The sequence below is a fragment of the Glaesserella sp. genome (genome assembly GCF_041814905.1).
Classification (GTDB): domain Bacteria; phylum Pseudomonadota; class Gammaproteobacteria; order Enterobacterales; family Pasteurellaceae; genus Glaesserella.
Map to the genome: position 1 here is coordinate 65,903 of NZ_JBGXYA010000036.1, position 18,422 is coordinate 84,324.

20 protein-coding genes are annotated in these 18,422 nt (G+C 43.3%); 2 read left to right on the forward strand and 18 right to left on the reverse strand.

Annotation, left to right across the window (positions count from 1 at the left end; all coding sequences use genetic code 11):
* Positions 1–18: 18 nt before the first annotated feature.
* From recR to ilvG, 8 genes are all read right to left on the reverse strand, one after another.
* Positions 19–624: a recombination mediator RecR gene (gene recR, locus ACEYJ7_RS05700; RefSeq protein ID WP_373778118.1), complete on the reverse strand. Its 606-nt coding sequence runs from the start codon at positions 622–624 to the stop codon at positions 19–21.
* A 63-nt stretch (positions 625–687) separates the two neighbouring features.
* Entirely contained in the window at positions 688–1,017 is a 330-nt protein-coding gene (locus ACEYJ7_RS05705; RefSeq protein ID WP_373778119.1) for a YbaB/EbfC family nucleoid-associated protein, read from the reverse strand.
* Between the two features lie 154 nt (positions 1,018–1,171).
* Entirely contained in the window at positions 1,172–1,996 is an 825-nt protein-coding gene (locus ACEYJ7_RS05710) for a ZIP family metal transporter (RefSeq protein WP_373778120.1), read from the reverse strand.
* Positions 1,997–2,096: 100 nt separating this feature from the next.
* The gene (gene ilvD / locus ACEYJ7_RS05715) at positions 2,097–3,932 is read right to left on the reverse strand and encodes a dihydroxy-acid dehydratase (RefSeq protein ID WP_373778121.1); all 1,836 of its coding nucleotides are present in this window, start codon (positions 3,930–3,932) and stop codon (positions 2,097–2,099) included.
* A 257-nt stretch (positions 3,933–4,189) separates the two neighbouring features.
* Positions 4,190–4,846, reverse strand: a complete 657-nt coding sequence (locus ACEYJ7_RS05720) for a LysE family translocator (protein ID WP_373778122.1) — start codon at positions 4,844–4,846, stop codon at positions 4,190–4,192.
* Positions 4,847–4,918: 72 nt separating this feature from the next.
* On the reverse strand, positions 4,919–5,701 hold the full coding sequence (locus ACEYJ7_RS05725) for a tetratricopeptide repeat protein (RefSeq protein WP_373778123.1): 783 nt from the start codon (positions 5,699–5,701) through the stop codon (positions 4,919–4,921).
* A 91-nt stretch (positions 5,702–5,792) separates the two neighbouring features.
* Entirely contained in the window at positions 5,793–6,011 is a 219-nt protein-coding gene (gene ilvM / locus ACEYJ7_RS05730; protein ID WP_373778124.1) for an acetolactate synthase 2 small subunit, read from the reverse strand.
* Between the two features lie 2 nt (positions 6,012–6,013).
* Entirely contained in the window at positions 6,014–7,672 is a 1,659-nt protein-coding gene (gene ilvG / locus ACEYJ7_RS05735) for an acetolactate synthase 2 catalytic subunit (protein WP_373778125.1), read from the reverse strand.
* A 164-nt stretch (positions 7,673–7,836) separates the two neighbouring features.
* Between ilvG and ACEYJ7_RS05740 the strand changes: the two genes are divergently transcribed.
* Both ACEYJ7_RS05740 and ACEYJ7_RS05745 read left to right on the forward strand, forming a co-directional pair.
* Complete coding sequence (locus ACEYJ7_RS05740; RefSeq protein WP_373778126.1) at positions 7,837–8,304, forward strand: FxsA family protein; 468 nt, start codon at positions 7,837–7,839, stop codon at positions 8,302–8,304.
* Positions 8,304–9,152: a DMT family transporter gene (locus ACEYJ7_RS05745; protein ID WP_373778127.1), complete on the forward strand. Its 849-nt coding sequence runs from the start codon at positions 8,304–8,306 to the stop codon at positions 9,150–9,152. Before ACEYJ7_RS05740 ends, ACEYJ7_RS05745 begins: the two co-directional genes overlap by 1 nt.
* Positions 9,153–9,258: 106 nt before the next feature.
* Here the strand turns inward: ACEYJ7_RS05745 and msrA are convergent, their stop codons facing one another.
* From msrA to prmC, 10 genes are all read right to left on the reverse strand, one after another.
* Positions 9,259–9,762 (reverse strand): peptide-methionine (S)-S-oxide reductase MsrA, encoded by a 504-nt coding sequence (msrA, locus tag ACEYJ7_RS05750; RefSeq protein WP_373778128.1) that lies wholly within the window; start codon positions 9,760–9,762, stop codon positions 9,259–9,261.
* A gap of 26 nt (positions 9,763–9,788) precedes the next feature.
* Positions 9,789–10,436, reverse strand: coding sequence for a YitT family protein (locus tag ACEYJ7_RS05755; RefSeq protein WP_373778129.1), 648 nt, complete (start codon positions 10,434–10,436; stop codon positions 9,789–9,791).
* On the reverse strand, positions 10,429–11,610 hold the full coding sequence (locus ACEYJ7_RS05760; protein ID WP_373778130.1) for a lipoprotein-releasing ABC transporter permease subunit: 1,182 nt from the start codon (positions 11,608–11,610) through the stop codon (positions 10,429–10,431). The genes ACEYJ7_RS05755 and ACEYJ7_RS05760 overlap by 8 nt, the downstream gene beginning before the upstream one ends.
* 98 nt (positions 11,611–11,708) lie before the next feature.
* Entirely contained in the window at positions 11,709–12,254 is a 546-nt protein-coding gene (sodC, locus tag ACEYJ7_RS05765; protein WP_373778131.1) for a superoxide dismutase [Cu-Zn] SodC, read from the reverse strand.
* A 45-nt stretch (positions 12,255–12,299) separates the two neighbouring features.
* Complete coding sequence (locus ACEYJ7_RS05770; RefSeq protein ID WP_373778132.1) at positions 12,300–13,247, reverse strand: 2-hydroxyacid dehydrogenase; 948 nt, start codon at positions 13,245–13,247, stop codon at positions 12,300–12,302.
* A gap of 114 nt (positions 13,248–13,361) precedes the next feature.
* The gene (murP, locus tag ACEYJ7_RS05775; protein WP_373778148.1) at positions 13,362–14,783 is read right to left on the reverse strand and encodes a PTS N-acetylmuramic acid transporter subunit IIBC; all 1,422 of its coding nucleotides are present in this window, start codon (positions 14,781–14,783) and stop codon (positions 13,362–13,364) included.
* Positions 14,784–14,962: 179 nt separating this feature from the next.
* Positions 14,963–15,736 carry a tetratricopeptide repeat protein gene (locus tag ACEYJ7_RS05780; RefSeq protein ID WP_373778133.1) on the reverse strand — a complete coding sequence of 258 codons (774 nt, stop codon included), beginning with the start codon at positions 15,734–15,736 and terminating at the stop codon, positions 14,963–14,965.
* 69 nt (positions 15,737–15,805) lie between these two features.
* Entirely contained in the window at positions 15,806–16,660 is an 855-nt protein-coding gene (gene kdsA / locus ACEYJ7_RS05785) for a 3-deoxy-8-phosphooctulonate synthase (protein ID WP_373778134.1), read from the reverse strand.
* A gap of 55 nt (positions 16,661–16,715) precedes the next feature.
* Complete coding sequence (locus tag ACEYJ7_RS05790) at positions 16,716–17,564, reverse strand: SirB1 family protein (RefSeq protein WP_373778135.1); 849 nt, start codon at positions 17,562–17,564, stop codon at positions 16,716–16,718.
* Positions 17,552–18,421 (reverse strand): peptide chain release factor N(5)-glutamine methyltransferase, encoded by an 870-nt coding sequence (gene prmC / locus ACEYJ7_RS05795; protein WP_373778136.1) that lies wholly within the window; start codon positions 18,419–18,421, stop codon positions 17,552–17,554. The genes ACEYJ7_RS05790 and prmC overlap by 13 nt, the downstream gene beginning before the upstream one ends.
* Position 18,422: the final 1 nt, after the last annotated feature.

The window sequence follows — 18,422 nt, forward strand, 5'->3', positions numbered from 1 at the left end:
CAATTGTTGAATTTGACGCTATAACGTAATATCCCGTCGACCGAGAAAAGAGTGAGAGAGTGTTGTGCCATCAACGGTTTCTAACTCGCCGCCTACCGGAATGCCGTGGGCAATTCGAGTAACTTTAATATTATGCGCCTGACACATTTCGGCAATATAATTGGCGGTGACTTCACCTTCTGCTGTCGGGTTGGTTGCGACAATCACTTCATGGAAAGATTCATTCTCCAAGCGTTGCTGCAAAAGGTCTAAGCCGATTTCTCGCGGACCAATACCGTCTAGCGGAGATAAATGCCCCATCAACACAAAATAACGACCTGAAAATTGCCCGGTATTTTCAATCGCCTGAATATCCGCTGGCATCTCAACCACACATAACTGTCCGCTCATTTGTCGGCGGTAGTTTTGGCAGATATTACATTCTTCTTCCTCAGTAAAAGTTCGGCAAGATTTACAATGCCCGATATGGCTCATTGCTTCGCTTAACGCTTTGGCTAAATTCACACCGCCACTGCGGTTACGTTGTAGTAAATGGTATGCCATGCGCTGAGCCGATTTTGGTCCGACACCGGGTAAAGCACGCAAGGCTTCCATTAAATTTTCAAGTAAAGGGCTGGTTTGCATTACGATCTCTTAATTGATTTGGGGCGCATCGGCGCCCCAAATATACAGATACAAAAATAAAAATCAGAAAGGCATTTTCATACCCGGCGGTAACTGCATTCCGGCGGTTACACTTGCCATTTTTTCTTTTTGAAGTTCATCAGCTCGGCGAACGGCATCATTAAATGCTGCGGCAATTAAATCTTCCAACATTTCTTTGTCATCTTCCATTAATGAAGGATCGATTTCAATACGACGGCAATTATGAGAACCGTTGATTGTGATTTTCACCAAACCGGCACCTGATTCGCCTGTCACTTCTAATTGTGCGATCTCTTCCTGCATTTTTTGCATACGCTCTTGCATCTGCTGAGCTTGTTTCATTAAATTGCCTAAGCCGCCTTTTCCAAACATTTGTAACCTCGTCTATAAATTCAGATAAATAAAAAAACGCTTGCATTCTACTGAACCAAGCGTTTTCGTGCAAGCAATTCGGATTTGTAAAATTTTGCGCTAAACTGATCGCTTGTATCAACGAATCCTGCTCGAACAGACAAGATCGTTGCCACTATCCTAATGCAACATCTAAAATCATCATAATGGTGAAACCGACCATCAAACTCAAGGTTGCGATATCAGTATTGCCATTACTTTGCGATTCGGGAATCAACTCTTCCACTACGACGAAAATCATAGCACCGGCGGCAAATGCCAAAGCGTAAGGCAGAACGGAAGTCATCGTCATGACAAACATAGCGCCAATCACTGCCGCAATAGGTTCTACAACCGCCGACATTGAGCCGTAGTTAAAGGCTTTCATACGGCTATGCCCTTCGCCTCGAATCGGTAATGCTAAAGAAGAGCCCTCCGGAATATTTTGTAAGCCGATACCGATTGCCAAACCGATCGCTCCCATAATTGAAGCATCCACACCCGGGACATTCGCAGCCACGGCGCCAAATGCCACGCCAATCGCTAATCCCTCTGGAATGTTATGAATGGTGATCGCTAAAAACAGCAGCATTGATTTCGACAATTTTTTAGTGGCGATACCTTCCGCTTCGGTAACCGGTTTACTCAAATGCAAATGCGGTACGATGTAATCCAACAGACGGATAAAAAAACCGCCTAATAGAAAACCAACCGCGGCAGGAATCCAGCTCCATTCACCGTAACTATGTTCCGCATAATCAATCGCAGGGGCAAGTAACGACCAAAAAGAAGCGGCGATCATCACGCCTGCTGCAAACCCCATCATTGAATCCAGAATTTTACGATTCACCGTTTTAAATAAAAAGACGAAAGATGAACCGAAGATGGTACAAAACCACGTAAATAATCCCGCAAGCAAGGCTTGCACAGCAGGGTGTAAAGAAAAGAAATAATCAAGCATAGGTAAAAAATAATAGGTAATCAACGGGTTGCATTATAAACAAGCGGTCAGATCCCGTAAAAAATTTGCAAATTTTTATCCGAAACCGACCGCTTGTATTTTAGATTTTAGTTTTATCGCGAACCGCACCTTTATCCGCCGAGGTCGCAAAATGTCCGTATACTTTTAATGCAAAAGAGACTTCACGCTGACGGTTTGCCGGTTTCCAGCCTTTCGTATCTTGTTCTGCGCGGCGTTGGGCAAGCTCTGCTTCAGGCACAACAAGTTCGATTTTACGGTTTGGAATATCAATATCAATGGTATCGCCATCTTTCACCAAACCGATTAAACCGCCTGCGGCTGCTTCCGGTGAGCAGTGTCCGATAGATAAGCCTGATGTGCCGCCGGAGAAACGACCGTCCGTGAGTAACGCACAAGCCTTGCCTAAGCCCATTGATTTTAAGTAGCTGGTTGGATAAAGCATCTCTTGCATACCCGGTCCGCCTTTTGGACCTTCATAGCGGATAACCACAACGTGTCCTGCTCGCACTTTTCCGCCTAAAATCCCTGCAACAGCATCTTCTTGGCTTTCAAACACGATGGCTTCGCCTTTGAATTTTAGGATAGACTCGTCTACCCCTGCGGTTTTCACAATACAACCATCTAAAGCAATATTACCCGACAACATCGCTAAACCACCATCTTGGCTGTAAGCAAATTCTTTGCTACGGATACAACCGTTTTGTCGGTCATCATCAACCGTATCCCAACGGGTGTCTTGTGAGAAGGCTTTAGTCGTGCGAATACCGGCAGGCCCTGCACGGAAGAATTTATGCACCGCTTCATCTTTGGTTAACACAATGTCGTACTTCGCGATCTGCTCCGCAAGGCTTAAGCCTAACACGGTGCGAGTTTGGTTGTTCAATAAGCCTGCACGATCCAATTCACCTAAAATCGCCATAATACCGCCCGCACGGTGTACGTCTTCCATGTGGTATTTTGCTGTATTTGGTGCCACTTTGCTTAAGCAAGGGACTTTGCGAGAAAGGCGATCGATATCCGCCATGGTGAAATCCACTTCCGCTTCTTGTGCTGCAGCAAGTAAGTGTAAAACCGTATTAGTTGAACCGCCCATTGCAATATCTAAGCTCATTGCATTGTCAAAAGCTGCTTTGCTTGCGATAGAACGCGGAAGAACGGACAAATCATCTTGCTCATAATATTTTTTGCATAGCTCAACAATTTGCGTACCTGCATCCAAGAATAACTGTTTACGGTCGGCGTGCGTCGCAAGGCAAGAGCCGTTGCCCGGTAAACTTAAACCAAGCGCCTCAGTTAAGCAGTTCATTGAGTTTGCGGTAAACATACCTGAACAAGAACCACAAGTTGGGCAAGCGGAACGTTCAATCGCATCAACATCGGCATCAGAGACATTTTTATCTGCACTCTGCACCATCGCATCGACTAAGTCTAATTTGATGATTTGGTCGGATAGCTTGGTTTTCCCAGCTTCCATCGAACCGCCAGATACAAAGATTGTTGGAATATTTAAACGCAATGCCGCCATTAACATTCCAGGGGTGATTTTGTCACAGTTAGAGATACACACCATCGCATCGGCACAGTGTGCATTAACCATATATTCAACACTGTCGGCAATTAAATCACGGCTCGGCAGAGAATAAAGCATACCGCCGTGTCCCATCGCAATACCGTCATCAACAGCAATGGTATTAAATTCTTTTGCTACACCGCCTGCTTTCTCAATTTGCTCGGCAACCATTTGTCCTAAGTCTTTTAAATGAACGTGTCCCGGTACGAATTGGGTAAATGAGTTCACTACCGCAATAATTGGTTTACCGAAGTCGTTTTCTTTCATTCCCGTCGCACGCCATAAGGCACGCGCGCCAGCCATATTGCGACCTTGCGTACTGGTCGCTGAACGTAATTTAGGCATAATCTCTCCAAGTTTTATGTTGTATTTGTTGCATTAAATAATGTTGATACTTATGTTGTGCCAACTAAAATTTCGGCTATTCTACCGTAAATCGGCAGATTTCCAATAAATCGCTTTAACAGGTGTTTTCACTGTTTGCTGATGTTTCACCGATAGAAAAGTGCAATTCGGTAAATCGCTGTTTCCCCAATAAGGAACACATTCAGCTGCAAATAATTTATTTGCATAGATATAACATTTTCTAATTGCTTGTCTATCTAGGTTGTTTCTTTCACTGCGGTTTCGAGCAATTTATAGCCCATAAAACCGAGTAAAACACCCGCAATTTTATCGATATAAAAGGCAAGATTGCTGAATGCTTGGCGAACTTTACGTTGAGATAATACGAAAATAATCATCGCATCCCAAACAAATACCAATAAAGTCATCCAAATCCCTAATCCGATAGTTAATCCCAAGCTCACATCAGGGGTTAAAGCCACGGAGAACAAACTTAAATAGAAAATAATATTTTTCGGATTAGATAACCCGGAGGCTATGCCCAACAAAAATTCTTTAAAAAATGACGGCGTTTGCTTATGTTCCACCATTTGCTCTTGTGTTAAAAACGCATAATCTGATTTTCGCGCTTTAATCGCATGATACGCAACATAAAGCAAAAATAATCCACCCAATACTTTAAGTGTAATCATCAACCAAAGAGAATGAGCAATCGCTGCACCGACACCTAAAATACACAGCACGATATAAATACCGTTTGCGAGTGAAATGCCTAAGGCTACGCCGATTGCTCTGCGGCGAGTATTGCGCAAAGCACTCCGAACCACGAGCAAAAAGTCAGGACCGGGGCTAATCAGTGCAAGAAAATGTGCGACAACAATAGTAGTGATCAGTGTAATAACATCCGCTGACATAAAAACTCCTTATGATTTTTGCTGTTTGCTCATTCATCGTATTTTGTTTCTTTTTTATCTTCTTATCTTCAATTAGTTATTTTGTCGAAGTTCGTCGATTTTCCGCATCACTTCTTGAGCTTTATCGGGATCGGCTTTCACGCAAGTATGCCCCGTTTGATACATATTCGCCATGACTAAATGCGATTCGAAATCGTCTGCCTCCATGGCTTTATTCAGCCAATCTAGCCCTTTCTCACAATTCCGCGCTACGCCATCCCCTTCAAGCAGCAGACTAGCTGCCATGCCCATTGAAATAGGCTCCTTTTGTTCCGCGGCTTTTTCATACCAATATAAGGCTTTTACATGATCCGAGGTCGGAAATGTTGGTTCACCAAAATAATACATATCGGCTAATTCGCGTTGTGCTAACGGAAAACCTTGTTCCGCCGACTGTTCGAATAACTTCAATGCGTTATCTACATTGCTACGAGTCTTCTCATCCAATACTGGTTTGTTATTCGCATCCCTTCCGTAACTTAAACCTTCTTTTCCGTAATAGAGTATGAGACCAAGCAGATATTGTGCTTGCGGCAAGCCTTGGGCGGCAGCTTTTTCACTCCATTCTTTAGCTTTATCTAAATCTTTCTCTACGCCTATACCTTTAAAGTACATAAATGCCAAATTACTTTGCGCACGTTTATTTCCTTTTTCCGCATAGGATGTCCAAATAGTTAACGCCGTTTGAAAATCATTGTCCGATACCGCCGCTTTGGCGACTTCGTTATGCCGTTCAAATTCAATATCTTCGCTTTCAGCCATCGCGGGATACGCAAACAGCAGCATAAAAACCATGAATAACGATTTGAAGTTCATCTCGATTTTTCTCCCCTGGTTTTATGGATACAAGCGGTCGGAAACGGCAAAAATTTTGCAAATTTTATCCCGATAACGACCGCTTGCAGATTTAGTTAAGTTCAATCACGTCCGGCAATTTCACCAACTGATGTTTAAGAAGCTCAATGGCACGAGCGCTTTGTACCGTCAAGGTTAACTGTATTTCATTACCTTGCACTTGCGAATTTAACGTTAATAATTCAAAACCGCGGTGACGGATAACGCGCAATAAACGTTCCAGTGTTTCAGGGCGTTTGTTGGCTTTAATTGTTAAATGATAGTGTTGCATTGTTACACCCCAATATCTTCTTCAAGCATATCTGCATTACAAGCACCCGGCGGCACAAGCGGCCAGACGTTTTCATTTTCATGAATGCAGATATGTAATAAATAAGCATCTTTACTCAATAATAGACGGTCAATCGCATGGCTGACTTGCCCTGCCTTTTCAATCCGTTCGCCTTTAATCCCGAAAGCAGAAGCTAAAGTCACAAAATCCGGATTGTCATCTAAAATCGTTTCGCTGTGACGACCTTTAAAGAATAGCGATTGCCATTGGCGCACCATGCCTAAACGTTGGTTGTCGATAAGGACGATTTTTATCGGCAAATTGGCACGTTTAATTGAACCGAGTTCTTGAATATTCATCATAAACGAGCCGTCGCCGGTAATCAGAATCACCGGATCTTGCGGTCTGGCTTTCGCTGCGCCGACAGCCGCCGGCAAACCGAAGCCCATTGTTCCTAAGCCTGCGGACGTGATGTAATTTTCAGGCGCAAAATGTTGCATATGCTGTGCAGACCACATTTGGTGTTGACCGACATCGGTCGTGATCACCGCATTTTTCGGTTTGCGTTCGGAAAGGGTGTTGAGTAATGCCCACGGATCGATATCGTCATCGCCTTCATTTTCATCATAGCTGAAATCAAAATCGGTTTTCAGTTTGCGAATATCTTCACGCCACGGATCAATATTCAATGGGCAGGCTAAGAAATCCGCCGCTTCACGTAAATCACCGCGCAATGATACATCGGCTTTTCGTAGTTTGTTGATTTCGGCAATATCAATGTCGGCATGAATTACTTTAGCATTCGGGGCGAAAGTATCGAGTTTGCCTGTAACGCGGTCATCAAAACGAGCACCGAAAGCAATCAATAAATCACATTCTTGCACTGCATAGTTTGCCGCTTTAGTGCCATGCATACCGATCATTCCCATATAGAGCGGCTCATTCGGCGGAATAACGCCTAACCCTTTAATGGTTGAAACCGTTGGAATTTTTGCAATTTCTATCCAGTTTCTGACCGCTTGTACTGCGCCGCCCATACCGACTCCCCCTCCGACATAAAGTACCGGTCGTTTTGCTGCTTGTAATAACGTTTTCGCTTGTACGAGTGCATTCGGGTCTTGTTTCGGATCAGTAAGTTTGGGATACACAATCGGTTTGGCGGAGGTCGCCGCAAATTGTACGTCTTTCGGAATATCAATCAACACGGGTCCGGGACGACCGCTTTGAGCGATTTGGAAAGCTCGTGCGACCACTTCCGGTAATTCATCAATATTCTGGATAATAAAGCTGTGTTTGGTGCAAGCTAAGGAAAGACCGAGAACATCGACCTCTTGGAAAGCATCGGTACCGATAAAAGGAGAAGCTACCTGACCGGTAATCGCTACGATGGGAATAGAATCTAACAACGCATCGGCTAAACCGGTGATTAAATTGGTTGCGCCGGGACCGGAAGTAGCAATACAAACACCTACTTTACCGGTGGAACGCGCATAACCGATAGCGGCAATTGCCGCTCCCTGCTCTTGCCGACAGAGTAAGTGATCTAAGCCCGAATCATAAATAGCATCATAGACAGGCATAATTGCGCCGCCCGGATAACCAAAAAGAGTGGTAACGCCGTGAGCTTTAAGGCAATCTACCAATAAAGTTGAGCCGTTCATTAATGTTGTGTCCTTGCTGTTTTTTTGAAAGAATGAAAGTTACTATTGATAGCACAGATTACGCTGATTTTAAATCATAGGAGATAAAATTTGCGTAAATAAAGTTGAAAATCAGCGAATTAGCACAACCTATTTCGTACAACGTTTATTGAAGGAACCACGCTATGCCTGCACTTATTTTCTTTTTAGGATTGTTTTTATATGTCTATTGCGAAATTTCGTTATTAATTTCGGTAGGTTCTGCAATTGGTGTATTGCCGCTCATTTTGTTGATGATCGTCATTTCTGCTGTGGGTTTATGGTTAGTCAAACTACGAGGATTAATGACGATCATGCAAATTCGCAGTGAAATTGCACAAGGTAAAATCCCTGCACAAGCGGTCACTTCTTCTATCTTTTTTGCAATCACAGGCGTATTGCTGATTATCCCTGGCTTTTTGAGTGATATTTTAGCGTTATTGCTTCTATTGCCAATCACCCGTCAGTTACTCCAAGCAATGTTTATGAAACTGTTTGCAAGCCGAGTTAAGTTTATGTCTTTTGGCTCAACCTATCAGGGTTCATCACAACATAACACCACATTTGATGCGGAGTTTGAACGTAAGCAAGATGAAGATAAGTGGTTGAAATAATGAATACTTATCAACTTGCGTTATTAAAGGTCCACGGCACGGCAATTTTCTTCGGTTTATCGGGCGTTGTTGGTGTACTGATTGAAAGTGGTTCAGATGTACTCGTTTTAGGCAGAGCTATGATTGCCTTTGCTTGTATCTCATTGTTTTTCTTATGGAAAAGACAAGCATTAACTAAACTCTCTACCAAAGAAAAACTCTCCCAACTGATTTCAGGCAGTTTGCTTGCACTGCATTGGGTCAGTTTTTATTTAGGCGTCAAAATCGGTGGTGTTGCGGTCGGCACGCTCGGTTTTGCTAGTTTCCCTGCGTTTGTTGCCTTGTGTGAAATGGTGGTGTTCAAAGAGAAATTACATTTCCGTGAATATATTTTGCTTCTGGCGATTTCTGTCGGTTTGATTTTAGTTACCCCTGAATTTGAATTCGGCAACCAAGCAACGCAAGGGCTATTGTGGGGTATTTTCTCGGCAATCAGCTATGCGGTACTTGCGGTGTTAAACCGCCGAAATGCGAGTAAATTATCGGGTATTGAGTCTAGTTGGTGGCAATATGTAGCAGTGATTATCGTCTTATTACCGTTTTCTGCAACAGCTTTACCGAGTGTGAGCGCAATGGATTGGCTTTGGATTGGTTTTATCGGGCTTTTCTGCACGACCTTTGCTTATACCTTGTATGTGTCTAGTTTAAGTGTGATTAACGCTCGAACTGCAGCCATGATTATTTCCCTTGAGCCTGTGTATGCCATTATTGCCGCATGGATTTGGTTTGGCGATGTACCGACGTTATCAATGGTTATCGGCGGTATCTTGATTATCGGCTCTGTCGCTTGGGCGAATTTGAAAAAGTAGATTAATCGAAAAAGGCGGGCGAAATACCCACCTGAAAAATCTTGTGATAAGAAAAACCCAAAATCGTCACCAGTAAAACCGGTTACAAAGTGAAAATAAACGAACCTTAGTCTTGATTTTTCAAAATTTCATTCATCAGCTGAATATCGATGTGGCAATAACCGTTCGGGTTCTTATCCAAATAATCTTGATGATATTCTTCCGCCGGGAAATAGTGTTCCAACATCTCATTTTCGACTGCTAACGGCTCTACATACTGTTTTTGTAGCTCCGCCAATGCGAGGTTGATGGTTGGAATATCTGCCGGATCAACATAATAAATACCGGTACGATATTGAATCCCTTTATCCGCACCTTGTTGATTCACGCTGATTGGGTCGATCACTTTAAAATAGTAATCCAACAACTTAGCCAGGCTGATTTTATCCGACTCATAGGTCACTTTCACCACTTCTGCATGCCCGCTACCGTCACAAACTTCACGATATGTTGGGTTTAAACTGTTGCCGTTGGCATAGCCCGACTCCGCATCAATTACACCGTTAATACGTTGCATAAAGGCTTCGGTTCCCCAAAAACAACCGCCTGCTAAATAAATTTCTTTTTGCATATATTCTCCGATTTGCAAATTTTTGGTCAATTCCGACCGCTTGTAGAGTGTTGAAATAATAGTGCAGTATATTGGATAATCCAACCGACACATAAGGCGAATGCGACGGTACTGATCCCGACAACACCGCCTAATAAGAAGCCCAATACACAAACAGTCACTTCGATTAACGTTCTGATCACACCAACCCGCCAGCTGTATTTTAAACAGATACCGACCATTAAACCGTCTCGAGGCCCTGCACCCAATTGGCAAGAAAGATAAAAAGTGGTACTGACACCAAATAGCAAAATCGCCGCCACCATTAATGCGAAGCGGGAAACGAAGGCATCCGGAGCCGGAATAAAGCGCACGGTGAGATCAATAAAGAGAGCGATCCAAAAGATATTTAATACCGTTCCTAAACCGAAACGCATTTTTAACGGAATCCATAACAGAAGAACCACGCCGCTGACAATCGCGACTACCGTGCCGATAGATAAACCACTTTGGATTGAAATACCTTGGGAAAAGACCGTCCACGGACTAGAGCCCAGATTTGCCAAAACCAATAACCCTTCACCGATTCCCATTAAAATGGTGGAAACAGAGATCATCAGTAACGAACTCGCTTTTAATTGCCATTGATGATCCGCACTCCACGGCATTTTGGGAATCGGTGATTTTTTACTCATACCTTAATGCCTCCGCAGGCTCGATTTTTGATGCACGATATGCCGGATAAATGGTACACAATAGGGACAACGCGATGGATGACAACACAATAATGCCGACTTGTTCATAAGCAATCTCCGTCGGCAACGGAATGCCGTGCGGATTAATCAGTGAAATCACTTCGCCCAAATAATTAGTCGTAAGAATGCCCAACAGACCACCAATCAATGCACCGATCACGCCGACCATCATGCCCTGAAAAATAAAGATATTGGTGACTTGCCCTTTGGTTAACCCTTGAGTTTGCAAAATTGCAATTTCGCCCTGTTTATCCACGACCATCAAACTTAATGAAGTTACAATATTGGAAATCGCGACGACAATAATCAGGCTAATCAGCAAGCTCATCATATTTTTTTCCATGCGTACCGCTTGGAAAAATTCGCCCTTTTGTTCCCGCCAATCATTAATTTTCCACTTATTTTCACCAAAAAAACGTGTTAATTCGGTCACTTGAAACGGGTCATCTAAAAACAGACGTACACCTTGCGTTTCACCTTCTGCGATGCGCAATAAACGCCCGACATCACTTAAGTTGGCAAATAACGTAAATTCACTGGCTTCGTTATTGGAATAGTAAATATCGGAGACGGTAAACAGACGTTGCACCGGAACCCGTCCAAACGGGGTATATTGACTGTTCTCGGTAATCATCAAACGGATTTTATCTCCGACGCGCAATTCAAGCTGATTCGCTAAACGCGAACCGACCAACACATTAAACTCTCCTGCCGGTAAACGCTGCGAAAGCTCGGTAATATCAAAAAGTAGCGGATCATCACGATTACTTTCCACGCCAATCAATTGACCGGCGTTGATTCCTTGTCGCCCTTGAATAATCACATTCGCTCGATTAATCGGTACAGCTTTATTGACAAAAGCGGGAAGCGAAAGCGTCTCCGTTTTTGACCAATTTGAATCAAGCGGGGAAACAATCGCGTGCGGTAATGTTGAAAGCACATTGCGTTTTTGGTTATTTTCCAAGCCATTCATTACCGATAACACGATAATCAGTGCCATTACACCTAACACTATACCTAAACTCGCTAAGTTGGTCACAAGCCGCCCGAAACGGTCGCCACTTTTTGAGCGCCAATAACGAACCGCAATAAATAATGGGGCTTTTAAATTCATATCTTTTTTAATTAAAAATAGAAGCAGGTAAAAAATTGGTAAAATTCTACCAAAATCTACCCGCTTGTATTATGTATTTTTGCTATATTAACGACAAATTAGTTAATTACACCGCACGCCATACGTGCACCGCCACCACCAAGTGGCGCAGGATGATCCGAATGATTATCGCCGCCTGCGTGAATCATCAACGAACGACCTTTCACTTCGTCTAATTTTTTCAGGCGCGGCGCAAGCACCGGATTGGTTGCGTTACCATCATGATCAACCGCTAACGCAGGTAAATCGCCTAAATGCGCATTATCTTCCCAAGGAAAGCCGTGTTTTTTCGTCTCTTTTGGATCCCAATGCCCTCCGGCAGCTAAACCGGCAACCAATTTACCGTCTTTTTCCTGCGGGTCACAACTTGGTTTTTGATGAATATGGAAACCATGTATTCCGTGAGATAAACCGGTCAAATTCGGTGTAAAGACTAAACCGTAATTCGACTCGGTAATAGTGACGGTACCGACATCTTTATTACCGTTTTGCGGATCAAGCAACTGTACTTTAACCTCAATTTTAGCAACATCATTCGCGATTGCGGATGTTGAAAATGCAAATAATGAACCCAGTATGAGTGCTAGTGCAGTTTTGACTTTCATAATATTCTCCTCTATGAAATTTAAAGCATAAAGTTCAACCGGGCATCACTTCCCTGTTGCAACAAACTCTTCAATATTTTGAGCGACTTTGTTTACCAAAGTGGTAACCGCAGAATCGCTCGCCCACGCAACGTGCGGAGTAATTAATAAATTCGGTAAGCGTTTTGCCGCTTGAATTAACGGATTATCAATAGCCGGTGGCTCTTTGACTAACACATCTAACGCCGCACCGGCGATAGTACCGTTTTCCAATGCATTTAATAATGCGGCTTCATCAACTAAAGGACCACGACCGGTATTAATCAGGTAGGCTGTCGGTTTCATCATTGCTAAGGTTTCGCGATTAATCAGATTCTGTGTCGTTTCCGTTAACGGACAGTGCAGAGTCACAATATCCGCTTGTTTTAACACTTCCTCAAAGGGAGTATAACCTTCGCGAATCGTGTCTGCGCCCCGATGTTCCGCATAAAGTACATTCATACCGACTAGCTGCGCCAAACGACCGACTTCTGTACCTAAACAACCTTTCCCGAAAATCCCTAAGGTTGAACCACGCACATCGGTAATCGGATAATCCGTGTAACAAAATTGTCCGCACGTCGCCCACCGATCCGAAGTGACTTGATCACGATGATAGCTCATCAAACTATGTTTCAATGAAAAAATCATGCCTAATACGTGTTCCGGTACAGTTACACTGGAATAACCGGTCACGTTTTTTACCGTAATCCCCAATTCCTTGGCGGCAACCAAATCTACATTATTGGTACCGGTTGCAGTAATCGCAATCAACTTTAATTTTGGCAATCGACTCAATAATTCACGACCGAGCAATACCTTACTGGTTACGATAATATCAGCATCTTTAGCTCTATCATAGGTTTCTTCCGCATAAGTCGTGTCATATTCCACCCAATTATGGGCAAAACTCGGACGGGGAATTTCGTGAGTTGCCGGAATACCAGTGCGATCTAAAAAAACGATATTCAACATAAAGTTAACTCCTTAAATTTCATTATTATTTTGGATAAATTCGATTTTTGACTATATAACAAGCGGTCAGTTTTAACAACAAATTTACCAATCCGACCGCTTACAATAAAAGGCTTAACTTAAATCGACATTTTTAGACGCAAACCAGTATGTGCTTAAAAAGCCGACGGTATAAGCCGTTATCGTACCGCATAAGTAAATGGCAATTGCCGAGAAAATACCGAAATCGGAAGTCATTAGCGGAATCGCTAATAGACCGGATGGTCCGAATACGGTATTTAACCCCATCGGGAAACCGAGATAAGCAATTAAGCCGATGACAAAACCGCCGGCAGCTCCACCGATACAAGCGGTGACAAAAGGTTTAACACGCGGTAGTGTCACGCCATAAATCAACGGTTCACCAATACCTAAAAAACCGGGGATTATCGCTCCTTTAATTTGAGTTCTTAACACGGAATCTTTGCCGGCTCGTACATAAAGCGCCAATGCCGCCCCGACTTGTCCTGCTCCCGCCATAGCCAAAATCGGGAAAAGCGCATTAAAACCTTGTGTTTCCACTAATGCAAAATAGACCGGCACAAAACCTTGGTGAATACCGAACATGACTGCAATCAGGAATAAGCCCGCCAATACCGCGCTACCGAACGGATTTCCGTTTAAATGAGAGAATAGCCATGACATACCGTCAAACAGTACAACGCCAATCGGCATAATAATCAGGAAAGTAAATGCCCCCATAATCAAAAGTGTGATGGTAGAAGTTAAAATCATATCCAGATTATCCGGAATAAATTTCCGCACCCACTGTTCGACTTTTGCACCTAAAATCGCTGCAATCAACACACCAATGATGTTGCCGCGCGGGTCGATCCCCAACCCGAAGAAAGTACTCATTCCCGAATAGATTCCGGCTTTTGCATCCGGGTTATAACCCAAAATAAACAGAGAAGCGATAATGGCGCCATTAATCCCCGAACCACCAAAGGCTTTCGCCGCGTTATAGCCGATTAAAATGCTAAGGAAACTGAACAGCCCTTTACTAAACACCTTCATATAATTGACAAGTTCAACAATGACGGTATTCGGTGCTTCAACACCGGTAATAAAAAGCTGTTGGAACAGCGTGGCAAACCCTAATAACAAACCCGCGCCGATAAAACCGGGAATAAGTGGGGTAAAAATTGTGGCAAATTTGGTTAAAAATTGATGAACGGAAGAACTTTGTTGCGCTTTGAGTTGCTGTTTATTGCTTTTGGCAATTTGGGATAAATCTTGTCCTTCCGCAACCATACTTTTCATTAAGTCCGCCGCTTTCGCCGCTTTACCCGGTCCGAGGATAATTTGTAATTGGTTCTGCGCATCTACAATCCCCAACACACCGCTGATTTGTTTGATCTTGTCATGTTGAGCAGCCGAGGGGTTATTTAAGGTGAGTCGTAATCTCGTCATACAATTACTAATTGTATGAATATTTTCTTTTCCGCCAAGTAGCTGAATAAACGAATTAATCATTTCTCGATTTACTGCTGTCATCATATCCTCCTTAGGTGAGAGATCTTAATCACATTGTTCAGAATACAAGCAATACAACCCGCTTCAGTGCAGTTTAATCGTTATGCGGAAAAGCGAAAGCAAAATAAGTGCAATTTGTGATCCGCCTCGCAATAAAAAAGCCATTTAAAACAAACGCTTTAAATGGCTGCTACGCATTTTTATTTAATTTTAGCCAAACCGGCTTTGGCTTGTTCATGGAGTATTCGAAAATCCTCATTTTCTGCAATATAAGGTTCCGTGTAGTTCAACACTTCTTGAAAATAGACTTTAGCTTTATTCGGATCTCGCTCTATACCGATACCTTGTGCGGTCATTTCCCCCAAGCGGAGATAGGCTTCCGGCGTTTCGGCTCCCAAATAGAGTTCAAACGCTTTATGTAAGTCTTGCTTTACGCCCTTACCTTGTTCATATAACTGACCAAGCAAATATCCCGACTCACCGATACGCTCTTCCGCTACTTTGGCTAAATGAACTGCCGCCAGTTCGTATTTTTCCTGTTCCATATAGGCTTTGCCTAACCCGAAATGAGCATCTTCAGTCTCACCTCCGCCTTGCTCCAGTGCCAATTTATACCAATAGATGGCTTTGTCTAAATCTTTGGGTAAATCCATCCCCGAAATATAACGCTCTCCTAACATCAACCGAGTGAAGTGATTACCGCCTTCCGCTGCTTTCTCCAACCATTCCAACCCTTTTTGGTTGTCTTGTGTAACGCCCATACCGGCTAAATACATCTCGCCGATTTTATCCATCGCATCAAGATGCCCTTTTTCGGCAAGAGGCAGCCAAATTTCAAAGGCTTTTTGCGGGTTACCATCCATCACCGCCTCATAACCTTTATCGAACTGCTTATTATCATCGGCTTGATTGGCATAGCTGAAAGTCGTTAAACCCACGACTGTCGCCAATGTGAACAATGTGCGGAACTTCATATAAGACCTCAACAATCAAAACGGTCGATTTGCAAAATTATCGCCAAAACCGACCGCTTGTCAGCTTACTTAGTTAGTGGTATCAATTTCTTCGAATGACTTCACTAAATCATCAATTGCCTTCATTTGAGACACAAACGCCTCAAGTTTTGATAACGGTAATGCAGACGGACCGTCGCATTTCGCATTATTCGGATCCGGATGCGCTTCTAAGAACAATCCTGCAATACCAACCGCCATCCCTGCACGAGCCAGTTCGGTGACTTGATCACGGCGACCGCCTGATGCTGCACCGAACGGATCACGGCATTGTAATGAATGAGTTACATCAAAAATTACCGGGCAACCTTTTGACACTTTCTTCATTACATTGAAACCGAGCATATCGACCACTAAATTATCGTAGCCGAAGTTAGTACCACGATCACATAAAATCACTTTGTCGTTGCCGCACTCTTCAATTTTTTCCACGATATTGCCCATCTGCCCCGGGCTTAAAAACTGAGGTTTTTTCACGTTAATCACCGCCCCAGTGCGAGCCATTGCTTCGACTAAATCTGTTTGGCGAGCAAGGAACGCAGGCAGTTGGATAATATCTACCACATCGGCGACAGGCTGACATTGATAGATTTCGTGCACGTCGGTGATAATTTTCACCCCAAAAGTCTCTTTCAAATCTTGGAAAATTTTCAAGCCTTCTTCCATGCCCGGCCCACGATAAGAGTGGATTGAAGAGCGGTTCGCTTTGTCGAAAGAGGCCTTAAACACATAAGGTACGCCTAATTTTTGCGTCACTTCTACGTATTTTTCGCAGACTTGCATCGCCATATCACGGCTTTCAAGAACGTTCATTCCGCCAAAGAGCACGAAAGGTTTGTTGTTGGCAATCTCAATGTTGCCGAGGGTAATTGTTTTTTGTTGCATAGAGGATTCCTTTAATATTTCACCCCCAACTTACGGGGGGAAAAAAATATACTATTTAATGTAAAACACTCGCCTTAGACTGTTTTTCCAGTCCGGCGATTTCAAGCTTTAACATCATTGCCGATGGGTCGTCAGGACATTGATCGATAAAATAACTTAAGTCTTCGTAAGCCGCCTGATAGCAATCCATACTCGCTAAGATCATCCCGCGGTCACGGATTTCATAAGGATCTTGCGGGTCTTGGGATAAGCGATATTCAATCAGGCGCAACGCCTCTTCATATTTGCCTTCACGGGTAAGTGCCATTTTAAATACGGTTTCCAAACGTTCCAGCAATTCTGTAAAATCAGCGACTTTCAAGCTATCGCGATCGAGTTCGGCGCCGTAGCCCATTTCGCCTTCCAGCCATTTTTCCAGTTTCTCGAAGGTTAGATAATCACCATCCCACGGATTAATAAAGCGCGTCTCTTTTCTGCCCTGTTCATTAATAAAATCAGCTCGTACGACAAATTGAGTCGGGAAATTCACCGGATAAAGCGGTAAATCCAATACTGACGCCAAATGCAATAAGATTGCGCCTAATGAAACCGGCATACCGCGATGAGTACGCAACACGCTGTCTAATAACAGATTTTGGGTATAAAAATACTCTGCATGATGACAATGAAAACTCTCATCGCGATAGAAAAAGTGTAACAACTGCTCAATTCGCTCAGCATCCGTCTCACCGTTAACCTGATAACGCGCACGCTTCACCAAGGCGGAAATCATCCCGTAAATTTGAGGCTCGGAAAGTTCCGGTTTAACGATTAAAGTTAAACGAATTAGCTCTTTATAAAGAAAGCGCTGTAATTCAATTCGCTCTTTTTTTGATAATTCAAAAGGATTTATTACGTCGTCCATATTGCCCACGTCACTCTGTCATTACCGCCGTAATCTTGGGCGGTTTGAGGATTATGCCATTGATTTTGTTTAAATAATATTCTGACTTGTTCGGCTTGTTGCCAACCGTGTTCCAACATTAATACACCGTTTTGTTTTAAATAGTACGGCGCTTGTTCAATAATTTGTTGTAAATCCGCCATCCCTTTATCTTTGGCAACCAAAGCGGAAAGCGGTTCAAATCGCACATCGCCTTGATGAAGATTTTCATCTTCCGCATCAATATAAGGAGGGTTGCTGACAATCAGATCAAAACGTTGATTATCTAATGCGCTAAACCAATCACTATACAGAAATTGTACATTATCCAGCACCAATTTCTGTCGATTCTGCTCCGCAAGATTCACCGCGTCAAGCTGTTTATCCACACCGATAATTTCAGTGCGTTTTTTTAATTCACTGGCTAATGCAAGGGCTATCGCCCCGGTGCCGGTACCTAAATCCAAAATTTGCAAAATTTTGCCGTTTCCCGACCGCTTGTTCGCTTCCATCAACGCGATTTCAACCAAACGTTCCGTATCCGGACGCGGGATCAAGGTCGCATTCGATACGGAAAGCGACAAAGACCAAAATTCTTTTTCGCCCAAAATATACGCCATTGGCTCGCCTTTTAACCGGCGAGCCAATAGTTGAGAGAGCTTCGCCCGTTCTGCCTCATTCAATTCCGTTTCCGAAAATGCAAAAATTGCAGATTTCGAGCGTTTTGTGACCGCTTGTAATAATAAGTTGGCATCCGCTTTCGGATTTAAATAGGGATCTTGTGCCTGATTTTTCGCTAATTTTGTTACTGCGTCACAAAGCCACTGGGTATAATTCATC

Bases quoted from the DNA above. Each gene is read 5' to 3' on its own strand.
- recR (WP_373778118.1), bottom strand. From the start codon at position 624: ATGCAAACCAGCCCTTTACTTGAAAATTTAATGGAAGCCTTGCGTGCT.
- ACEYJ7_RS05705 (WP_373778119.1), bottom strand. From the start codon at position 1,017: ATGTTTGGAAAAGGCGGCTTAGGCAATTTAATGAAACAAGCTCAGCAG.
- ACEYJ7_RS05710 (WP_373778120.1), bottom strand. From the start codon at position 1,996: ATGCTTGATTATTTCTTTTCTTTACACCCTGCTGTGCAAGCCTTGCTT.
- ilvD (WP_373778121.1), bottom strand. From the start codon at position 3,932: ATGCCTAAATTACGTTCAGCGACCAGTACGCAAGGTCGCAATATGGCT.
- ACEYJ7_RS05720 (WP_373778122.1), bottom strand. From the start codon at position 4,846: ATGTCAGCGGATGTTATTACACTGATCACTACTATTGTTGTCGCACAT.
- ACEYJ7_RS05725 (WP_373778123.1), bottom strand. From the start codon at position 5,701: ATGAACTTCAAATCGTTATTCATGGTTTTTATGCTGCTGTTTGCGTAT.
- ilvM (WP_373778124.1), bottom strand. From the start codon at position 6,011: ATGCAACACTATCATTTAACAATTAAAGCCAACAAACGCCCTGAAACA.
- ilvG (WP_373778125.1), bottom strand. From the start codon at position 7,672: ATGAACGGCTCAACTTTATTGGTAGATTGCCTTAAAGCTCACGGCGTT.
- ACEYJ7_RS05740 (WP_373778126.1), top strand. From the start codon at position 7,837: ATGCCTGCACTTATTTTCTTTTTAGGATTGTTTTTATATGTCTATTGC.
- ACEYJ7_RS05745 (WP_373778127.1), top strand. From the start codon at position 8,304: ATGAATACTTATCAACTTGCGTTATTAAAGGTCCACGGCACGGCAATT.
- msrA (WP_373778128.1), bottom strand. From the start codon at position 9,762: ATGCAAAAAGAAATTTATTTAGCAGGCGGTTGTTTTTGGGGAACCGAA.
- ACEYJ7_RS05755 (WP_373778129.1), bottom strand. From the start codon at position 10,436: ATGAGTAAAAAATCACCGATTCCCAAAATGCCGTGGAGTGCGGATCAT.
- ACEYJ7_RS05760 (WP_373778130.1), bottom strand. From the start codon at position 11,610: ATGAATTTAAAAGCCCCATTATTTATTGCGGTTCGTTATTGGCGCTCA.
- sodC (WP_373778131.1), bottom strand. From the start codon at position 12,254: ATGAAAGTCAAAACTGCACTAGCACTCATACTGGGTTCATTATTTGCA.
- ACEYJ7_RS05770 (WP_373778132.1), bottom strand. From the start codon at position 13,247: ATGTTGAATATCGTTTTTTTAGATCGCACTGGTATTCCGGCAACTCAC.
- murP (WP_373778148.1), bottom strand. From the start codon at position 14,783: ATGACAGCAGTAAATCGAGAAATGATTAATTCGTTTATTCAGCTACTT.
- ACEYJ7_RS05780 (WP_373778133.1), bottom strand. From the start codon at position 15,736: ATGAAGTTCCGCACATTGTTCACATTGGCGACAGTCGTGGGTTTAACG.
- kdsA (WP_373778134.1), bottom strand. From the start codon at position 16,660: ATGCAACAAAAAACAATTACCCTCGGCAACATTGAGATTGCCAACAAC.
- ACEYJ7_RS05790 (WP_373778135.1), bottom strand. From the start codon at position 17,564: ATGGACGACGTAATAAATCCTTTTGAATTATCAAAAAAAGAGCGAATT.
- prmC (WP_373778136.1), bottom strand. From the start codon at position 18,421: ATGAATTATACCCAGTGGCTTTGTGACGCAGTAACAAAATTAGCGAAA.